This window comes from Rummeliibacillus sp. GQ308 (assembly GCF_059759115.1).
On the sequence record NZ_JCAXDQ010000001.1, the window covers coordinates 1,488,430 to 1,504,121 of the forward strand.

The 15,692-nt window shown below is 34.2% G+C and carries 18 protein-coding genes; 15 read left to right on the top strand and 3 right to left on the bottom strand.

Going from position 1 to position 15,692, the window contains the following annotated elements; translation table 11 throughout:
- Positions 1 to 83: 83 nt before the first annotated feature.
- Both AC6CHJ_RS07360 and AC6CHJ_RS07365 read left to right on the top strand, forming a co-directional pair.
- A complete protein-coding gene (locus tag AC6CHJ_RS07360; RefSeq protein WP_147193451.1) occupies positions 84 to 845 on the top strand; it encodes an ABC transporter ATP-binding protein in 762 nt (253 codons plus the stop codon).
- Entirely contained in the window at positions 835 to 2,841 is a 2,007-nt protein-coding gene (locus AC6CHJ_RS07365; protein ID WP_498287898.1) for an FtsX-like permease family protein, read from the top strand. Before AC6CHJ_RS07360 ends, AC6CHJ_RS07365 begins: the two co-directional genes overlap by 11 nt.
- A 44-nt stretch (positions 2,842 to 2,885) precedes the next feature.
- On the opposite strand, the gene AC6CHJ_RS07370 is transcribed toward AC6CHJ_RS07365, so the two are convergent.
- On the bottom strand, positions 2,886 to 3,728 hold the full coding sequence (locus tag AC6CHJ_RS07370) for an aldo/keto reductase (RefSeq protein ID WP_498287900.1): 843 nt from the start codon (positions 3,726 to 3,728) through the stop codon (positions 2,886 to 2,888).
- Between the two features lie 153 nt (positions 3,729 to 3,881).
- Between AC6CHJ_RS07370 and AC6CHJ_RS07375 the strand changes: the two genes are divergently transcribed.
- The 4 genes from AC6CHJ_RS07375 (at position 3,882) to AC6CHJ_RS07390 (ending at position 5,987) form a co-directional block, all read left to right on the top strand.
- Positions 3,882 to 4,376: a DUF1648 domain-containing protein gene (locus AC6CHJ_RS07375; protein ID WP_150284425.1), complete on the top strand. Its 495-nt coding sequence runs from the start codon at positions 3,882 to 3,884 to the stop codon at positions 4,374 to 4,376.
- A gap of 96 nt (positions 4,377 to 4,472) precedes the next feature.
- A complete protein-coding gene (gene lepB / locus AC6CHJ_RS07380) occupies positions 4,473 to 4,994 on the top strand; it encodes a signal peptidase I (protein WP_084246884.1) in 522 nt (173 codons plus the stop codon).
- Between the two features lie 163 nt (positions 4,995 to 5,157).
- On the top strand, positions 5,158 to 5,568 hold the full coding sequence (locus tag AC6CHJ_RS07385; protein WP_446738950.1) for a GNAT family N-acetyltransferase: 411 nt from the start codon (positions 5,158 to 5,160) through the stop codon (positions 5,566 to 5,568).
- A 32-nt stretch (positions 5,569 to 5,600) separates the two neighbouring features.
- Entirely contained in the window at positions 5,601 to 5,987 is a 387-nt protein-coding gene (locus AC6CHJ_RS07390; protein WP_446738411.1) for a hypothetical protein, read from the top strand.
- A 60-nt stretch (positions 5,988 to 6,047) separates the two neighbouring features.
- Here the strand turns inward: AC6CHJ_RS07390 and AC6CHJ_RS07395 are convergent, their stop codons facing one another.
- Positions 6,048 to 6,590 (bottom strand): recombinase family protein, encoded by a 543-nt coding sequence (locus AC6CHJ_RS07395; RefSeq protein ID WP_066787203.1) that lies wholly within the window; start codon positions 6,588 to 6,590, stop codon positions 6,048 to 6,050.
- A 183-nt stretch (positions 6,591 to 6,773) separates the two neighbouring features.
- On the opposite strand from AC6CHJ_RS07395, the gene AC6CHJ_RS07400 reads away from it, so the two are divergent.
- The 4 genes from AC6CHJ_RS07400 (at position 6,774) to AC6CHJ_RS07415 (ending at position 10,113) form a co-directional block, all read left to right on the top strand.
- On the top strand, positions 6,774 to 8,222 hold the full coding sequence (locus AC6CHJ_RS07400; RefSeq protein WP_498287903.1) for a SulP family inorganic anion transporter: 1,449 nt from the start codon (positions 6,774 to 6,776) through the stop codon (positions 8,220 to 8,222).
- A 102-nt stretch (positions 8,223 to 8,324) separates the two neighbouring features.
- Positions 8,325 to 8,828, top strand: coding sequence for a YusW family protein (locus AC6CHJ_RS07405; RefSeq protein WP_184117482.1), 504 nt, complete (start codon positions 8,325 to 8,327; stop codon positions 8,826 to 8,828).
- Between the two features lie 179 nt (positions 8,829 to 9,007).
- Entirely contained in the window at positions 9,008 to 9,484 is a 477-nt protein-coding gene (locus AC6CHJ_RS07410; RefSeq protein WP_147193443.1) for a DUF2975 domain-containing protein, read from the top strand.
- 95 nt (positions 9,485 to 9,579) lie between these two features.
- Positions 9,580 to 10,113: a hypothetical protein gene (locus tag AC6CHJ_RS07415; protein ID WP_147193442.1), complete on the top strand. Its 534-nt coding sequence runs from the start codon at positions 9,580 to 9,582 to the stop codon at positions 10,111 to 10,113.
- 63 nt (positions 10,114 to 10,176) lie between these two features.
- Here the strand turns inward: AC6CHJ_RS07415 and AC6CHJ_RS07420 are convergent, their stop codons facing one another.
- A complete protein-coding gene (locus AC6CHJ_RS07420) occupies positions 10,177 to 11,064 on the bottom strand; it encodes an AraC family transcriptional regulator (protein WP_147193441.1) in 888 nt (295 codons plus the stop codon).
- A 105-nt stretch (positions 11,065 to 11,169) separates the two neighbouring features.
- Here AC6CHJ_RS07420 and AC6CHJ_RS07425 point away from each other — a divergent pair, with 105 nt between their 5' ends.
- From AC6CHJ_RS07425 to AC6CHJ_RS07445, 5 genes are all read left to right on the top strand, one after another.
- Positions 11,170 to 12,096, top strand: coding sequence for an EamA family transporter (locus tag AC6CHJ_RS07425; protein ID WP_498287905.1), 927 nt, complete (start codon positions 11,170 to 11,172; stop codon positions 12,094 to 12,096).
- Between the two features lie 33 nt (positions 12,097 to 12,129).
- The gene (fosM, locus tag AC6CHJ_RS07430; protein WP_147193439.1) at positions 12,130 to 12,552 is read left to right on the top strand and encodes a FosM family fosfomycin resistance protein; all 423 of its coding nucleotides are present in this window, start codon (positions 12,130 to 12,132) and stop codon (positions 12,550 to 12,552) included.
- 239 nt (positions 12,553 to 12,791) lie between these two features.
- Positions 12,792 to 13,214: a MarR family winged helix-turn-helix transcriptional regulator gene (locus AC6CHJ_RS07435; RefSeq protein ID WP_498287907.1), complete on the top strand. Its 423-nt coding sequence runs from the start codon at positions 12,792 to 12,794 to the stop codon at positions 13,212 to 13,214.
- A 164-nt stretch (positions 13,215 to 13,378) separates the two neighbouring features.
- Positions 13,379 to 14,404 (top strand): NADH:flavin oxidoreductase/NADH oxidase, encoded by a 1,026-nt coding sequence (locus AC6CHJ_RS07440; protein ID WP_251646361.1) that lies wholly within the window; start codon positions 13,379 to 13,381, stop codon positions 14,402 to 14,404.
- A 406-nt stretch (positions 14,405 to 14,810) separates the two neighbouring features.
- Positions 14,811 to 15,491 (top strand): hypothetical protein, encoded by a 681-nt coding sequence (locus AC6CHJ_RS07445; protein WP_392993908.1) that lies wholly within the window; start codon positions 14,811 to 14,813, stop codon positions 15,489 to 15,491.
- Positions 15,492 to 15,692: the final 201 nt, after the last annotated feature.

Consider the following 15,692-nt stretch of genomic DNA (forward strand, 5'->3'; position numbering starts at 1 on the left):
TGCTTTTTTAAATGTCACGTCAATCGAACGATTATTGATCAAGAGTTTTATAAAATATAAATAGTTAATCAGGAGGAGATAATATGGAAATATTAAAAGGACGTAAAATCAAAAAGATATATGGAAAAAAACAGTCTGCACAAGAAGTATTAAAGGGGATTGACTTAGATGTAGAAGCAGGGGAATATGTTGGGATCATGGGGCCATCAGGTTCTGGGAAAACAACGCTTTTAAATGTACTCTGTTCAATTGATAATCCTACACAGGGGACAATAGAGATTAATGGGCAAATGTTACAAAAAATGAAATCAAAACAACTTGCTTCATTTCGCCGTACTGAGATGGGTTTTATCTTTCAAGATTACAACCTTCTAGATACGCTAACAGTTAAGGAAAATATCTTACTTCCACTCGCGGTTGGTAAAACAAATGAAAAAGAAGCAGAAAACCGGTGCCAAGAATTAGCTAAGCAATTGGGGATTGTAGATTTATTAAAGAAATACCCAAATGAATTATCAGGCGGCCAAAAACAACGTACAGCAGCAGCTCGTGCGCTAATTATTAAACCGAGTATTGTATTCGCAGATGAGCCCACAGGCGCACTTGATTCAAAAGCTGCTTCGTCTCTATTAGAGAACTTAGCCTCTTTAAATAAAACAAATGGTGCAACTATTATGATGGTCACTCATGATCCGGTCGCTGCTAGTTACTGCAGCCGCGTTCTTTTCTTAAAAGATGGACAGATTTACACACAATTATATAAAGGCGACAAAAAACGCACGCAATTTTTCCAAGACATCATGCATACGCAAGGTGTTCTAGGCGGTGATGGCTATGAAGATTAGTACATTAATTCTTCGCAGCATGCGAAAGAACATTAAACACTACTATCTCTATTTTTTCGCATTGATTTTCAGTGCAGCCCTTTATTTTTCATTTGTGACATTGCAGCATAATGATGCGATTGATCAATTAACTCAGTCAAGCATAAAGGCAGGAGCCGGCTTTAAAGTAGGCGCTGTTATGCTTGTGATTATTGTCTTTTTCTTCGTCTTCTATGCAAATCAGTTATTTTTAAAAAGACGAAGTAAGGAAATTGGATTATACCAAATTGTTGGAATGCCAAAGTCAACAATCTCTTATATTCTTGCACTTGAAAACTTATTGCTTTGGGTGGCTGCCTTAGTAGCAGGCATTCTAATCGGGTTCCTATTTTCACGTTTCTTTGCGCTAATTTTCTTGAAGATTATACATGTTGATGGATTAGTAATGCTAGATTTTTCATTCATAGCACTAGTCCAAACACTGATTGTTTTTGCTGGATTATTTATTATTGTATTGATTCAAACAACATGGGTTGTAAATCGTTCAACGTTGTTACAGTTATTCCATACAACAAGTAACATTGAGCAAAAAATGAAAAAGATGAATCCAATTCAACTCATTTTAGGTGCAGTAGGCCTAGCAGCTATTGTGTATGGGTACTATTTATCAACTACAATTTTTAATATAAATGAGAGTGCAAACGAAAACACATTATTTATCAAAATGGGAGTCGTATTGGCTAGTGTCATTATTGGTACTTATTTCGTCTTCCGTTTTTCTATTGCTTTAATTATGAATGCAATTCGCAGCTCTAAAAATGGACATCTCTCATTAAAAGATGTCCTGGCCGTATCGCCCATTATGCATAGAATGAAAAGTAATGCATTGTCATTATCAATTATTACGGTTTTGACGGCACTCGCGCTTACAGTTCTTTCTCTATCGTCCATTACCTACTATTCGATAGGGGCACAAATAGAGCAATATACTCCCTATGATATGAGTGTTGCTAATGATGAAGGTAGTGCTTTTGAAAAATCACTACAAGCAAAAGAAATCAATTATAAAACAGATCATTATGAATTATTAAATGTCCCTATCGATTTCACACCAGTGATGAAAAATGAAGAGGCAAAACAAGCGAGCAAAGGTAATCAGTACTCTGATACAATTGTTCTAAAAGAAAGTGATGTAAAGAAAAAATTACCTTCTATTAGCTTAAATAAAAACGAAGCTTATATACTGGGTTACAACTCCATATTCCAAAAAATAATGCCATTAGAAATCGGTAACCAAATGAAATTAAGAGTAAATAATTCGATTAAACATTTGAAGTTAATAGGGGTTGAAGCAAAGAATAGTATTCCTTCAGAAATAACATATGGCGGAAAAAAAACAATTGTACTGTCAGATCAGTTGTTTAATCAAATTAAGACTAACAAACAAATTCTTAAACAAACAGGCTGGCGTACCTATACTGGCTACACGATTACTAATAGTGAACAGATGGATAAAGCCATTTCAATTTATAAAAAGTCAACAAAAGGTGGTATTTTCACATCACATAGTAAAGGAGATTTTTCTCCGGAAGAACAATTTTCCATCAAGAGCGAAACATACAAGCATTCTCTAGAAAACATTGGATTACTCATTTTTGTGACTGGCTTCTTAGGACTAGCTTTCTTGCTTGCGACGGGCAGCATCCTCTACTTTAAACAGATGACAGAAGCTGAAGAAGAGCGGGAATCCTTTAAAACTCTTCGTAAAATTGGTTTTACGACAGACGAAATCATGAAAGGAATACGCCGCAAGCAACTCTTTAGTTTTGGCATCCCACTAGTTGTTGGTGTTTGTCATAGCTACTTTGCAGTTAAATCAGGTTGGATGTTATTTGGAACAGAATTAGTAATTCCACTAGTTGTAACGATTGGCATCTATATTGTTCTTTACTCTATCTTCGCTATCCTTTCAACAAAATACTATCGTAAAATTGTGAACGACAGTTTACCTCAATAAAAAAACAAAAGGCAAAAGCTCCTAGAGCTTTTGCCTTTTTATGATTAATTATTGAAATTATATTCGTCAGGATTCGGACCGAAATGGAATCCTTCGTTCAATGAAGAAATTTTGTCGATTTCATCTTGTGTTAATTCAAAATCAAATAACTCAAGATTTTCACGGATTCTAGATGGTGTCATTGATTTGGGAATCGTAATGACATCATTATCTAAGTCCCATTTTAATACAATTTGAGCTGTTGATTTATTATATTTTTTTGCGATATCAACAAGAACTTCATGGTTTAAAATTTCGCCATTCATAAGAGGAGACCAAGCTTCAACTTGAATGCCGTGTTTTTTGCAGTATTCTCGTACTTCCACTTGTGTTAATTTAGGTTGGAATTCGATTTGATTTACTGTAGGAACTACTGATGTTTTTGAAAGCAAAGTTTCTAGGTGATGAACATGGAAATTGCTGACACCAATGTTTTTGACTCTTTTATTATTATAAAGTTCTTCAAGCGCCTTATAAACTTCTACATAATTTTCATCTAGTCCTGGCCAGTGAATAATATAAAGATCTAAATAATCCAATCCTAATTTACGAAGGCTTTCTTCATAAGCTGCGATTGTTTCATCATATGTAAGCCCGTCATTCCAAACTTTTGAGGTTACAAATAACTCCTCACGCGTAACAAGTCCTTCATCGATTGCTTTTTTAATACCTAAACCAACACTCTCTTCATTTTGATAGATGTGTGCTGTATCAATGTGGCGGTAACCTTCTTTGATAGCTACTACAACCATATCTGAAAGTTCATTGCTATCTTTTACACGAAATGTACCGTAGCCTACTGCAGGCATTTCATTGCCATTATTTAAAGTAACTGTTTGTTTTACCATATTATTCACTCCTTCTTTTACCATTATCTATTTTATCTTAATTGTAATCATTTTACCAAATTTTCATCTTATCAGGTTTAGAAACATACATAATAATTGTATAATTGTCCAATCTAACCATAACTTTTATAAAAAGAAGCGGGGAGATTTAGCATGAAACACCATACAACTTTTCAAGGAAGAAGCCTTTTGTTGTTGCAACTCGTCAATTTAAGTGGGTTTGGACTATTTGTAGTTTCTGCTTCTTATGTATGGTTTATGTTCTCAAGCATTCCATTGAAAGTACCTATTGATTTTGGGATAAGAGGAGAGCCTATAGAACTCGGCTCACGCGTTTTCTTGCTTTTCCTTCCATTATTAATTGGCATTCTGGCTGTGGGACTATATTGTTTAGAAAAATCACCAAGCTATCATAAGAACCCGCACATCCAGCTTACTAGCGAACAGCAAAGAGAAACGAAACAAATGGTGTGCCTTTTAGTTTTTATTAGAACAATGCTATTTCTCTTTCAATCGGTTTATATTTGGCAATCTATACAAATGGCAATAGGAAACGATTCAAATTTAGAGGGAATGCTGTGGGTTTTTGTCATTCTCATGATTGCTATTCCGACCATTATGTCTTTATCAGGTATTAGGAGAGCTTGAGACATCTCTCCTTTTATAGCATTGCGTAAGGAAGGTAGTATAGATAATAATAGAATTAACCACAACCATATTCTTAATAGAAATTAGGCGATTTTAGTGAAAAAATATGCTGCATTAATAGAGGACTTTAAATATTTTATTTTTACTCTTGTAGTAATGATTCTTTTGGTGATGCTCTTTCGGACTTTTTTTACGCCCGAGGTCGTCGTAGGAGATAGTATGGAAAACAGTTTACATGAAGGGGATTACCTGCTTTCCAGCAAAGTTTCCTACGAATTTCATGCACCAAAATATAATGATATTGTCAGTTTTGATGCTGACATTATAGCGGGCCATGACTTATATATAAAACGTGTCATTGGTTTGCCGGGAGACCATATTCAAATTAGAGGAAAAACACTCTATCGCAATGGAAAAATGGTTAAAGAGCCATACATAAAAGAAACAATGGATAGTCCGTCAATTGATATCGTGATTCCAAAACGTAAAGTCTTTGTTATGGGAGATAATCGCAATCATTCTATGGATTCTAGAGACTTTGGGCCGATCGATTATAGGAAAGAGATCAGAGGAAAAGTATTGCTCCGTTTTAAACCTTTCAATCAGTCTTGGCATTAAAGAAGTTTTATAAAAGTTTTCGAATAATGGCAGGGGTTTGCTGTTACTTTATCGAACTTTATAGTGTGAACTAAAATGTGGGGGTCGCTATATTGTTATTATACTTTTGATTAATCATCTGCTTCTATGATGTTGAAAAATACAATTCAGGAGTTGACTGATGATGATTTATACAAATTCTCTAGATAACATTTCTTCAGATATGCTACAAGGCTTTTTCGTGGATTGGCCAAACCCGCCTAGTCTGAAAACACATCTACAATTACTAAAAAATAGCAATAAAGTGGTGCTTGCACTTGATAAAGAGAAAAATAAGGTAGTAGGTTTTATAACGGCGATTAGCGATGGTGTGTTGTCCGCGTATATTCCACTTCTAGAAGTGTTGCCTGAGTATAAATGTAAAGGTATCGGCAAAGAATTGGTAAAGCGCATGTTGCATGAATTAGAAGATATCTATATGGTAGATTTATGTTGTGATGATGATTTAGTAGCTTATTATGAACAGCTCGACATGAAACAAACCAATGGTATGATAGTAAGAAATTACGCGATGCAAGCTGGAAATGTAAACTAAGCTATTAATTTAGTTTCAGGGGGGAATTAGCGATGAGCTATAGAACACTCATCGTACTTCTTGTTGTAGTATCTATTTTCGTGACAGCGTGCGGTACCAAGGTAAAGGAAACACAGAATGTGAGTGCACCGCCTACAGCAGCGGAAGTATTAAAAGAAGATAATAATGCCGATCTGTTAATGGTCCATGATACTCTTTATCAAACAAATATTGATTGGGTTAATCAATTGGAAGTAACCAAAGATAAAGAAATTGGCAAAGTGGAAAGTAAATATGGCTCTGGCCAAACCTTTAAGAATAAGATGGCTAACAATATTCCAGTAGGAACTAAGATATACTCAACGAAAGAAAGAAATGATGTTTTAATCGTTGAAATTAACGGAATAGAAAAGAAGTACTATGCTTTAACAGAAGGATAATATAAAACACCAGTGCATTCCCGAAATATTTGGGGAGTCGCTGGTGTTTTTAAATTATATTTAACGTTCAAGATACCTATATAAGGTTGATTTGCTGATACCTGTTTCATTTTTTATTTCTGTAAGACTATGTTGCTTACTTTGATACATTTGGATGGCGCGCTTCACATTTTCATCCGGTTTTTTTGGACGCCCAGCTGATACTCCTTTTTGTTTTGCTCTATCTAAACCCTTTCTTGTTCTTTCACTAATGACGTCACTTTGAAAATCAAGTAAATGTTTTACAATCTCCTCAAATGAATAGCCGCCTTCGCTACTTGTATCGATACCCTCGTGAATCGAATAGAAGAAAGCACCTTTAGCATGGGCAATCTCTAATAGTTCAACTAAATGGCGCGTCGAATCTGCTAAGATAAACAATCTGTTTACAAGTATTTTATCTCCAGATTGAATGTTTTCCATCATCTTTTGCAAATGTATCCTTTTCTTTGCAGACGAATGTTCTTCTTGAATCAACTGATCACATTGAAAGCTTTGAAGTGTTTGGATTTGTTTTTCACAGTTTTGATCCTCAATATAAGGCCTCATATATCCTATTAACATATTGGCTCTCCTATATAAAAGTCGTTTTTTCTATTATAACATACTATAAGTCATCAAAAAATAGTTCCAAAATGGTTCTATTTTGGGAAGTAAGGTGTTATACTTCATTTTGTTGTCTGAAAAAGTTAAAAAGCTTCAAGCTATATAACTCTTAAACAGATATTATCGAAATGAGGTGAATATATGTTAGAAAGTATCCAGAAACAATGGTTTTCTAATGTAAGAGCGGATATTCTTGCAGGTATGGTGGTAGCTTTAGCTTTAATTCCTGAAGCACTTGCTTTTTCAATCATTGCTGGCGTTGACCCAATGGTGGGGTTGTATGCTTCTTTCAGCATCGCAGTTATTATTTCTTTTGTCGGAGGAAGACCAGCAATGATTTCTGCTGCTACTGGTTCTATGGCATTGTTGATGGGCCCATTAGTAAAAGAGCACGGACTTAACTATTTGTTGGCAGCCACCATTTTAACAGGGGTTATCCAAGTACTATTTGGCATATTTAAAATAGCAAAGCTGATGAAATTCATTCCTCGTGCTGTCATGATTGGTTTTGTTAACTCGCTTTCCATCTTAATTTTCATGGCTCAAGTACCGAACTTTATTCATGTCCCTAATATGACATATGTCTTTATAGGTATCACATTGTTAATTGTCTATATAGTACCTAGATTTTTCAAGGCAATTCCTGCACCCTTAATTGCTATAGTTATCTTAACAGCGATAGCGATGAATACACATATGGATCTACGTACAGTTGGTGATCTAGGTGAAATTACTAAATCATTACCTAATTTCTTTATTCCTGATGTTCCTTTTTCGTTTGAAACATTGAAAATTATTTTCCCTTATTCATTCGCCTTAGCGATCGTTGGTTTATTAGAGTCTTTACTAACAGCATCCATTATAGATGATATGACTAAGACCGAAAGCAATAAGAATAAAGAAGCGAGAGGTCAAGGTATTGCCAACATTGTGAATGGCTTCTTTGGCGGTATGGCAGGATGTGCAATGATTGGCCAATCGGTCATAAATGTAAGCTCCGGTGGGAGAAGTAGATTGTCAACATTTGTAGCAGGCATTTTCCTTATGTTCTTGATTGTTGTTCTTGGCGATTTGGTTGTTCAAATTCCGATGTCTGTTTTAGCAGGCATTATGATTATGGTCTCAATAGGAACCTTTGATTGGTCGTCCTTTTCATATATAAGAAAAGCTCCTAAGATGGATGCGATAGTAATGCTTGTCACGGTTGTTATTGTGATAGCTACCCATGATTTATCAAAAGGTGTTTTTGCAGGCGTCATTTTAAGTGCATTATTTTTCGTAGCGAAGATATCCCGTTTACAAGTAAAAGAACAACAAGTGAATGAAGAAATTATTTGTATAGTCAAAGGGCAACTATTCTTTGCTTCATCAGACCGTTTCATTGATTCTTTTCATTACAATGTAGAGCATAAAGAAGTGATAATTGATTTTTCCAATGCTCAAATATGGGATGATTCAGCGGTATTGGCCATTGATAAAGTAATTCAGAAGTATCATGTTAATGGTAATACAGTAACGCTTAGAGGGTTATCTTCATCCAGTCAAAAAATGATGGACCGGTTTGCTATACACAACAATTTAAAGGTATAAAATGAACAAACCTTGTTTATTTATAAGGAAATGGTAGTTATATGTTTATTCATCCCTTTATCTGCAAATACTATTGCTAATACTATAAAGGAGATGAAGAACATGTCTAAATGGTCTGCTATTCTTGCAATTCCTCTTTTAGCCGCTTCGCTAATGGGCTGCGGCGATAAAGATAAAGCATCAAATGTACACAAGAATGCACCAGTCTCTAACAGCGGTGAAAACGAACCTGTCACAACTGCGCCACCAAATAGCAACGATACTACCAATAAAAAAGTCAACGGTGCTCCTTTTAGCTTCTCCGAATTTGATCTAGAAGTAGATTATGGGGCTAATCAATTTTACAATATTGAATATGAAAATGAACGTGACGGGGCAGAAGTAAAAGTAGAAAATAATCGTAAAAATCAATTGTTAGAAGGTAACGCGGCGTACGAACATGTGCAAAAACTCTTTAAAAAATTAACATTCGATTCAAAAACCCCAGACCAAGAGGTATTAAATGAAGTTATCTCTGTCTTCCATTTAGGTTCAGATTACAAGAAAATTGAATTAGAAATTAAATTTGAGGATAATGTAGAAAGACATTATACTTTCACGAAATAAAACACGCGGGCCTTTTCTTAAGGGCCTGCGTGTTTTTCTGTAAAGGCATCAAAATATGAATCATTTATACGTTTCTAAAAACATAATTAAATATTAATAATGAAAAGGAATATATTTTTATTGAAAAACGATAAATAAATTAGTATGATAGCTGTAATAACAAAATATGGAGGTTCTTTATGAAAAGGGGATCGTTAATTTTTTTGAGGTTTTCTATTTTTATGATTGGTCTACTTCTCTTAATATGTGGCGTTTTTTGGTTACCGAGCATGGCCAGTCAAGCTGCAGAAGCTAATCCAACATATGCTTACTTGGCATTACCTCTTCTAATAGGCATTTATATCACTGCAATACCTTTTTATATCGCTTTATATCAAGCCTATCGATTACTAAATTTCATTCAGGAGGAAACCGCTTTTACAAAGGTAGCTGTCGAGGCATTAGGACGTATAAAGAAGAGTGCGTTAACGATTATTTCCATCTATACAATCGGCATGCTCATCCTTCTCCAACAAAATGCTCTTCACCCAGGCCTCGCAATTATTGCTGCTGCTATCATTTTCGCTACTGTTGTCATTTCTTTATTTGCAGCAGTCTTACAAGAAATATTAGAAAGAGCTATTCACATAAAAACAGAATATGATTTGACTGTCTGAGAAGACCGAATGCCGATCTATAGATTGAAGTATGTCTTTTAAGCCTGCCACAAGCAATTATCCAACTGAATAGCTGATTAAAGGGGAGTAGTATTATGACATCTATATTAATGATTGGATGTATCGGAGTTTTACTCATCATTTATTTTAGAAAGATATTCATTGAACACCTTGGTAAAAAAAATAATCTTGTACATAAGTTAAAAAACGCAAACTGGTTCCAAAACCATTGGCTCTCTGGCCTATTTTTATTTTGTATGAATGCTGTTTTGTTCTTCTCAACTGGCTTAATTCTTTACCTATTGATTTTCTTTCCCATCCCTTATCTTCACATAATTTTAATGTTTGCTGCTGTATTGACTAGCATTCTTCTATGGATAGCTATAAATAAAGCTTGGCAAGGATCAAAACGAAATCGTATAAAAATGAGCGTAGTTGGGAGCAGTTTTTACTTTTTCCTTTTAATACTATTCATCTATTGGTTTGTTACCATCAAGCCTTCTTATCAAGGGGAAGACATATTTATGAAGGGTTTTGGATTATTGTTCGGCATGGTTGTATCATTCGTTGCATGTATTACCTGTTTTGTTTTTACGGCAAGCAACCAAAATATTAAGAAAAAAGCCTAGCATAGTGGATATGATAGGTCTTTTTCTTTTGCTTATTTTGAGAGAGTCCCCGAAATAGATGCTTCAATCCTCCATAAAGTATTTTTTATATGCTAACGGAGTCATGTTCATTGAACTCTTAAATTTTTCAATAAAATAGCTGGTACTATTAAAACCTACTTCATAAGCAACTTCTGTCACACTAGTCTCTTCTTGTTGTAAAAGGAGAAGGCTTTTTTGAATTCGATAATCAATTACATAATTTAATGGTGTCGTTTTTAAAGTTCGCTTGAAGTACCTACAGCATTCAGAGCGGCTCAATTGACCGGCTTTAGCAATATCCTCTAATTTGATTTTCTCAGTATAATGAACTTGGATCCAACTTAACATTTGTTTCATTCGTTGACTTTTTAACTTTTCTGTCTGAATATATTCTGGTTGAAAACCATTACAGATTAGGTTTTTCCAAATCACCGTTAGTTGCATGTTTATATCCATTTCAAAGAACTGCACTTTTTGTTCCATCAACTCTTTGATTTTAAGAATTGCTTCTACTATGTTTTTACCCCATTGCGTATTCGAATCAACAGGGATGTAAGATAAGTTAGTTGCTTGAATAAAAGGAAGAACATAAGTCGTATAGAGTTCTTGTGGGAGGACGAAATGAGGTGATACATTTAAACAAATGTAGACACAGTCTGTTTTTTTCTTATCTTCTGCCATATGCAAGCAGCCACTATTTATAAATACACCTTCTCCTTCTCGTACTATTAATTTCTCTTCGTTTATTTGAAAAGTTGCTTCACCGCTCACAACCAACACAAATTGAATTTCCTCATGCCAATGGAGCGGTATATAACCATGAATGTTTTGGTTTATCTTTGTCTCATAACATGCAATTGGTAATTCAACAGTACGATGTTGGGTGAGTTCTTTTAAACTTTTATTTACTTCAAAATTGTTCACCTGCACATCATCACCTCAATAAATTTATATTTTTTCATTCTTTTTATGTATTATTATAATTATTTTCCACTTATTATAACACTATTATTATATTAGAGGTGGAGTATGAACATGCATAGAACTATCAGAAGAAAAGGATTGTTACTCGTAATTATGGGGGCTATATTTTGGGGTGTGGGAGGTACAGTTGCACAGAAACTATTTCACCAAAGTAAAATTGATGTAAATTGGCTCGTTACGACACGATTGCTCATATCCGGATTCTTGCTTTTAAGCATACAGTTTTTTGGAAAAAGCCGTTCCCAAGTTTTTGGCATCTGGAAAAATAAAAGAACAGCTGTTCAACTCATTATATTTGGATTACTAGGTATGCTTTCGGTCCAATATACATATATGGCATCGATTAAATATGGGAATGCTGCCGTTGCAACACTATTACAATACTTAGCACCTGTAATGATTATTATTTATTTGGTTTCACGTAAGAAGGCTGTATTTACAAGACAAGATGTGTTAACTGTTTTTCTTGCATTAGGGGGTTGCTTTTTCTTATTAACGAATGGTTCAATCTCAAGTCTATCTGTACCAATACCCGCAATTGTGTGGGGGGTCTTGTCTGGATTAGCTCTTGCATTTTACACATTATATGCAGTTCCTCTTCTTGCACAATTCGAATCTCTTGTCATTGTTGGTTGGGCGATGGTTATTGGTGGGTTTACATTAAGTTTTATCCACCCTCCTTGGCAAATGGACTTTACTAACTTAACAATGGAATCTTATATATATTTAGTTTTTGTAATAATTTTTGGTACAATGATGGCATTCTGGTTTTATATAGAAAGTTTGCAAAGTCTTTCACCTAAAGAACCAAGCCTCTTAGGGAGCTTGGAACCGTTAGCGGCCGTATTAACAACAGTTTTTTGGTTAAAAGAATCTTTTGGTTTTTTTCAATGGGTCGGCACTGCCTGTATTATTGCGATGATATTATCGGTGGCTTTGAATAAAGATTCTTCTTCGCATACTAAGCAATCTTCATAACAGTGTATATACTAATAAATAGGGGTGACTATATTGTTTATTAAAGGATTAAATCACTTTTTATTTTCTGTGTCTAATTTGGAACAATCTATAGCATTTTATCAGGATGTCTGTGAAGCGAAACTATTGGTTAAAGGAAGAAGTACTGCTTACTTTGATTTAAATGGCATGTGGCTTGCTCTAAATGAGGAACAGAATATTCCTCGTAATGAAATAAATCAATCATACACTCATATAGCTTTTTCCGTAGAAGAAGCGGAAATCGATGATATCTATAGCAAATTAGAGAAATTAGGAGTAAACATACTTTCGGGTCGCCCTAGAGACGAAAAGGATAAAAAATCTATATATTTTACAGATCCAGATGGCCATAAGTTCGAATTTCATACTGGTGCACTGCAGGACAGATTAGATTATTACAAAGAAAAGAAACCTCATATGGAATTTTTCAATTGAGTATAGGTAACATTAAAAGAAGCTATTGATAAGAACGGAATAAATAGAAATAGCTTATTAATTTGATCAACATTATTCTTAATTTCATACACCTAATGTCAATTTGACTATCTATGCGAATACATAGTAGAATTTTATGTTAAAGAAATTATTATGTAACATGTTTTTTAGAGATATATTAGGTTATGTATAAATTATAATCTGAAAGCCATAATATAATGCTGAATAGGTGGAATAGAATGAAGAATAATAATGATTTTATGGAGTACTGGTTGGTCATAGATTCTATACAAAGTAAATTAAAGAAAGAATTAGAGGATGTCCTACAAATAGATTATAATTTGTCATTAAAAGCTTTCTACGTACTCTACCACCTTTCTAAAGCGCCAGAAAAAAAGCTCAGATTACAACAACTACAAGAGATGGTAGGATTGAGTCAAAGTGCAATGTCTAGGCTTGTAGGCAATATGGAAGCGAATAGCTGTGGGGCATTAGAAAAACAAGTTTGCACGGATGATCGTAGGGGTACTTATACACGTCTAACTAATATAGGAGAGCAAAAACTTCAAGGAAGTTTAGCCTCTTTCCATAAAATACTAAAATCAAATCTCTCTACTGTTAATGTTGAAGCTGTAATGAAACAGTTAACAGAGGGGTTATAAGAAAATCTAATGAAGTCAAAGTACCACATTTTAGATGAAGTACTTTGACTTGACATGAAGTATTGTTTAGCCTTAAATTAAATGCATGCGTCATGCATTTAATTTCCGAAAGAATCTTTTTCGTTTATTAAATCGATTAAATTTAAAGATAAAGGAGTTTTCAAATGGAACATTTATTTAGTCCTTATAAGTTCAAAGGTTTAGAGTTAAAGAACCGTGTTGTCATGCCTCCTATGTGTCAATATTCAGTTGAAAAGAAAGACGGCATTGCTACAGATTGGCATTATATACACTATGTATCTCGAGCAATTGGGGGAACAAGTTTTATTATTATTGAAATGACAGATGTAGAACCTGATGGACGAATTACTGACTTTGACTTAGGTTTATGGTCAGATGAACAAATTGCTCCATTAGCACGCATTGTAGAAGCTTGCCATCAACATGGAGCCAAAGTAGGTATCCAGATTGCTCACGCTGGACGTAAAGCAGAAGATGCTGAAGTACCGGTTTCTGCTTCTGCAATTCCATTCGATGAAAATTCTAAGACACCAAGAGCCCTTTCAACTGATGAAGTAAAAGAAATGGTCGAAAAATTCCGTAAGGCTGTAGAACGTGCAGTAAAAGCCGGAGTTGATGCCATTGAAATTCACGGTGCTCATGGCTATTTAATTCATCAATTCCATTCTCCTTTAACAAATAAGAGAGAGGACGAATATGGAAAAGATCTGACTAAGTTTGGCCGGGAAGTTATTGAAGCAGCTAAAAAAGAGATACCTGAAAATATGCCATTAATTATGCGAATATCTGCGAGTGAATATGTGGATGGGGGATACAGCATTAATGAAAGTATTCAGTTTGCGAAAGAATATCAAAAAGCAGGCGTAGACATCTTCCATATCTCTTCAGGTGGAGAAGGGCCTATTGGTGCAGGGGGTAGACCTGGTACGCAGGCAGCTTATCAAGTACCGTTAGCTCGTAAAATCAAGGAAGCTCTGAATGTTCCAGTTATTGCAGTGGGAAGATTAGATGATCCTATTCTAGCCAATGCTGTAATTGGGAACGAAGAAGCTGATTTAGTTGCTGTTGGTCGTGGTATGTTGCGTAATCCATATTGGGCATTAGATGCAGCCGCAAAGCTTAAAAAGGAAATAAATGAACCCAAACAATATGAACGTGGCTTTAGATAAATGCCTTAATACCTTCAGATAGCGTGCTTTACTAACGTAATACGTTAATTTTATAAGTTAAAAGATGATGTCTGCAATTTCGGGCATCATCTTTTTATATTTCCTTTTTTATTTTCTAGCTAATGAACTAAACCAACTAATAATACTTTATATTAGAGGTTTTTATGAAAAGAGGAAGAATAATATAAATACTGATAGAAAGGAAAATTAAATAGATGAACTTCGCTAAAACATTAGGATAAAAAAGACGTATCCCACTGTACAAGTTGAAAAAAAGCACAGAATAATATAGACATACCCGACAACGGATGTATATGCTGAATCACCGCAAACTCTATTTGAAATAGCAATATGTTAAATTTATTCTACAGAAAGTACGATGACGAAGTTACAAGGAGGGCTGAAATTGTTCAATTTTTTTCGTAAAAAAGAATGTATTGAAATTGATGTAAACAGGTTTAATGCAATGCTGATAGCCGTTTTAGAAAAACTACCAAGCGAATATTCGATTTATCTGAAACAAATTAAGGAAGGAATTTTGCAAGATATAGTTCCTGTAATTGGAGATTCGGATTATTTTTTTGGCGTTTCATATAAAAGGGAAGTTATAAGAAAATATGAAAAAAAAGACGAGAAAGATTATTCTATTACTGGTATAAAAATATTTAATGAAAAAACAAGCAACGAAACCCAACTTGAGATTTTTTTTAGCTCCGGAGTAATTGCTGGTGTTTCATCCAATAATGAATTAATTCTATCTGATTTAAATCTACATAAAATTAACATTGATTTTATTAAAGTGAAAGAAAAGGAAATGGATCAAAATTTAAAAGAAACTATGTTATCTTTAGGAATTAAAAAATTTAATCCGAGTGATGTATTTGAAGTAAAAGTAAAAGACCGTAGAATGTTACATTTAAGAGATTTATCTGATGGAGATTTCTTGGCTATTGAAGATGGAAATTACTATCTAATCAGTATTTCCCTTAGAGAGGTATTAGAGATTTCAACTTCACATTACGACACAATTAGAATGAATTTATTTGATCTTTCCGAGGATGATATTTATTCATTTATTAAAGATTAAAATTTACAAATAAATTTTAGAACAGTATCTTTAGCAAAGGATAAATGTTTTTAAAAATGTTAAGCTTTATACATTAAAGCCTGAAGAAACGATTTATGCATCATGAAATTACAAACGGAAATAGCTGTAGGAGATTTTTTTATCTGGCATCTCTTCGGGGAGTTATAGTGAAGTAATACCTGTATTTAAGGTAAATAAGCT

Coding starts and splice junctions, on each gene's coding strand:
- AC6CHJ_RS07360 (WP_147193451.1), top strand. CDS start 84: ATGGAAATATTAAAAGGACGTAAAATCAAAAAGATATATGGAAAAAAA.
- AC6CHJ_RS07365 (WP_498287898.1), top strand. CDS start 835: ATGAAGATTAGTACATTAATTCTTCGCAGCATGCGAAAGAACATTAAA.
- AC6CHJ_RS07370 (WP_498287900.1), bottom strand. CDS start 3,728: ATGGTAAAACAAACAGTTACTTTAAATAATGGCAATGAAATGCCTGCA.
- AC6CHJ_RS07375 (WP_150284425.1), top strand. CDS start 3,882: ATGAAACACCATACAACTTTTCAAGGAAGAAGCCTTTTGTTGTTGCAA.
- AC6CHJ_RS07385 (WP_446738950.1), top strand. CDS start 5,158: ATGATTTATACAAATTCTCTAGATAACATTTCTTCAGATATGCTACAA.
- AC6CHJ_RS07390 (WP_446738411.1), top strand. CDS start 5,601: ATGAGCTATAGAACACTCATCGTACTTCTTGTTGTAGTATCTATTTTC.
- AC6CHJ_RS07395 (WP_066787203.1), bottom strand. CDS start 6,590: ATGTTAATAGGATATATGAGGCCTTATATTGAGGATCAAAACTGTGAA.
- AC6CHJ_RS07400 (WP_498287903.1), top strand. CDS start 6,774: ATGTTAGAAAGTATCCAGAAACAATGGTTTTCTAATGTAAGAGCGGAT.
- AC6CHJ_RS07405 (WP_184117482.1), top strand. CDS start 8,325: ATGTCTAAATGGTCTGCTATTCTTGCAATTCCTCTTTTAGCCGCTTCG.
- AC6CHJ_RS07410 (WP_147193443.1), top strand. CDS start 9,008: ATGAAAAGGGGATCGTTAATTTTTTTGAGGTTTTCTATTTTTATGATT.
- AC6CHJ_RS07415 (WP_147193442.1), top strand. CDS start 9,580: ATGACATCTATATTAATGATTGGATGTATCGGAGTTTTACTCATCATT.
- AC6CHJ_RS07425 (WP_498287905.1), top strand. CDS start 11,170: ATGCATAGAACTATCAGAAGAAAAGGATTGTTACTCGTAATTATGGGG.
- AC6CHJ_RS07435 (WP_498287907.1), top strand. CDS start 12,792: ATGAAGAATAATAATGATTTTATGGAGTACTGGTTGGTCATAGATTCT.
- AC6CHJ_RS07440 (WP_251646361.1), top strand. CDS start 13,379: ATGGAACATTTATTTAGTCCTTATAAGTTCAAAGGTTTAGAGTTAAAG.